Here is a 2,874-nt window from a genome sequence, read left to right as displayed (position 1 = left end):
TAAGTACTAGGCTTTGTTCAGTGCAAAAAACAAGCAGGGTGTCTTATGGCAATCGCAAGAAAGCGTCAAGTAAGTTTGGTTGATACAAAGTACTACCACTGTATATCACGTTGTGTTCGGCGTGCTTTTTTGTGCGGTGAAGACCATTTTACGGGTCAATCTTACGAGCACCGCAGAGGGTGGGTTGAAGACAAACTGCTAGAGTTAGCCAAGATATTTTGTATTGACGTCTGTGCTTATGCTGTTATGAGCAATCATACGCACTTAGTCCTGTATGTTGATGATAAAAAGGCGAATAGACTGAATGATAAAGCGATTGTTATTCGCTGGCACAAGCTGTGAACAATAAACATGACACCCATCCTAAATTTTGCTCTTTTCAAAATTTAGGACTACGTTTTAGTTAGTGCAAAAAACAAGCAGGGTGTTACATGGCAATCGCAAGAAAGCGTCAAGTAAGTTTGGTTGATACAAAATATTATCACTGTATTTCACGTTGTGTTCGCCGTGCTTTTTTATGTGGCGAAGACCATTTCACCGGTCAATCTTATGAGCATCGTAGAGGTTGGGTTGAAGATAAGCTGCTTGAATTAGCCAAGGTATTTTGTATTGATGTATGCGCTTATGCAGTGATGAGTAATCACACTCACTTAGTACTGTATGTTGATGATAAAAAAGCAAACAGGCTGAATGATAAAGCGATTGTTATTCGCTGGCATAAACTCTGTAAAGGCACATTGTTAACGCAGAAATATGTACAAGGTGAAAAGCTAAGTAAAGCTGAACTTATCTTTTTTAATCAAACAGTAAAGGAATACCGAGAGCGCTTATCAAGTATTAGCTGGTTTATGAGGTTATTAAATGAAGACATTGCGCGCAGAGCAAATAAAGAAGATAACTGTACTGGCCGTTTTTGGGAGGGACGATTTAGATCCCAAGCATTATTAGATGAAGCAGCACTTGCCGCCTGTATGGCGTATGTAGATTTAAATCCCATCAGAGCCAAAATGGCAAATACACCAGAGGAATCAGACCATACCAGCATCAAACAACGCTTAACACGGGCAAACGAAGGCAAGCAACCAAAACAACTGCTCCGCTTTGCAGGCATGCCACGTCAAATAATGCCAAAAGGACTCCCGTTTGAGCTTAAATCATACCTTGAACTTGTTGAACTAACAGGGCGAATAATACGAGAGGATAAACGCGGGTATATTGATAATATGACCCTTCCTTTGCTTGAAAGGCTTACTATATCCCCAGAAAATTGGTTAAAACTCACCACACAATTTACACGCGTATTTCATGGTGCAGTAGGCAGGCCGACCTCACAAGCAAGTTATTGTGAAAACTTAAGCAGAAAACGGGTTAGAGTGGCTGTCTAGTTTAGTCGTCGACAGAAAAACTGTTCGGTAATTGTTGACAACTACAGGGCTAAGATAGAATAACTGTGGGGGCCGTGAATTGGCTTCAGCCAACTCAAACTCACCTGAGTCCTGTAGTAATCTCCCTTCTCGTATATATCCGTATAAAAATAAAGGCCTTCATGCAGTTATTGGTTAACGTCTTGCAAAGATATGAACGATCAATACTTTTCCTAATTTCGCTCTTAATCAAACCATTTGAATTGCGGCAGTGTAACAAAGTGTAATGTTAATTTGTTAAAAAACATACTAGATTATTTATAGCATAGCGGCCAAATACCTAGAGCCTGACAGTCGATCAATATCTACTGAAATTACGTATTTAATACGTCAATTTTAAATATTTGCATTTTCTATTTGGTCAGTTAGAAGTGGTTTGAAGTGAAAATTAATTTTTAGCGTTTCTAGGCAGCCGAGAAGTCATGTTTAGACTGTCGATATTGACAGTTGTCAATGCACTGGAATTAACATAAATAAATTAAGGAAATAAAATGACTCGAGTACTGACTCACGAATTAGCCCTTGCAGAAAATGAAAAAATGATAGCGAGTTTCAACTACGCCACTCCTACTCCTAATGAGTATCAACTACCTACCGATTTGGTAGACGAAGATAATAAGGGAATTATCCCAAACTTACTCAAACGAGCCGTGGCGGCGGCTGAACCTTCAGGCGATAGCGATGTGAATAAAATTACAAAGGCGAAGGCTGAGTGCATGCTTCTGGCACAAAAAGCGTCTGAAGCCCGAACCAAGGAAATACTGGTTGAGGTAAAAAAATATGCAGAAGAGCATCCAAAGGGCAATGTTGGCGAATATTATAGTAAGCTGCAAGCAGCTAGCGACAAAAAGAAACAAGATGCCCTTGCTCTCTGCGACACAGAGTACCGCAACGCTTCCTCGGCGCTCATAAACAAAACACCTCCAGCTAAACTGGGTGGCGTATTGGGGGCACTAAGTGACGCGGCGGGTTTTCTTAGGGGCATCGTCCTCCAGGTAATTGCATGGCTTAAAGACCTTTACAACAGCATATTGCACTTGCTGCAAGATATTGCTAATTTTTTGGAAAAAGCCTTTGAGGCAGTCAAAAATGCATTCGGTAATGTATTTCACTCTATAACCGGATGGTTTTAATTAAATAATAAACACTAACCCTTGATCATATCGCCTATTTTAGAGAGCTGGGAAGTTTTTTATATGAGATTTAGCAGAGTTGTAAAATAGGTAGGGGCGAGTATTTTATGTTGCTAATACAGAGGAACGATTCTGTATTAGCATTTGGAGAAACGAATAAATAAGGCTAAGGTGTTGCACTGACCTATTGAATTCACCACCGCTCTCTTGATGTCCGACCCCCTGAACAATTCTCGTTAATTGAGAAGTTAAATCAACGAGAGCGTTATCCAATTAGTGTGCTATGTAGTGTATTCAATGTGCATCGCTGCAGCTAT

2 protein-coding genes and 2 pseudogenes are annotated in these 2,874 nt (G+C 40.1%); all 4 read left to right on the top strand.

What is annotated here, in order from left to right; all coding sequences use genetic code 11:
- Positions 1–45: 45 nt before the first annotated feature.
- Positions 46–339, top strand: a pseudogene (locus tag CWB66_RS20395) (transposase); the annotation flags it as partial.
- Positions 340–431: 92 nt separating this feature from the next.
- Positions 432–1,385: a transposase gene (locus CWB66_RS20390; protein WP_138586866.1), complete on the top strand. Its 954-nt coding sequence runs from the start codon at positions 432–434 to the stop codon at positions 1,383–1,385.
- Between the two features lie 530 nt (positions 1,386–1,915).
- Positions 1,916–2,557: a hypothetical protein gene (locus CWB66_RS20385; protein WP_138586864.1), complete on the top strand. Its 642-nt coding sequence runs from the start codon at positions 1,916–1,918 to the stop codon at positions 2,555–2,557.
- 197 nt (positions 2,558–2,754) lie between these two features.
- Positions 2,755–2,874: pseudogene (locus CWB66_RS20380) on the top strand (IS3 family transposase); the annotation flags it as partial.

It is taken from the genome of Pseudoalteromonas sp. S558 (genome assembly GCF_005886635.1).
Lineage (GTDB): Bacteria > Pseudomonadota > Gammaproteobacteria > Enterobacterales > Alteromonadaceae > Pseudoalteromonas > Pseudoalteromonas aliena.
This window is presented reverse-complemented; position numbering and strand designations above follow the sequence as displayed.

Bases quoted from the DNA above. Each gene is read 5' to 3' on its own strand.
- CWB66_RS20390 (WP_138586866.1), top strand. From the start codon at position 432: ATGGCAATCGCAAGAAAGCGTCAAGTAAGTTTGGTTGATACAAAATAT.
- CWB66_RS20385 (WP_138586864.1), top strand. From the start codon at position 1,916: ATGACTCGAGTACTGACTCACGAATTAGCCCTTGCAGAAAATGAAAAA.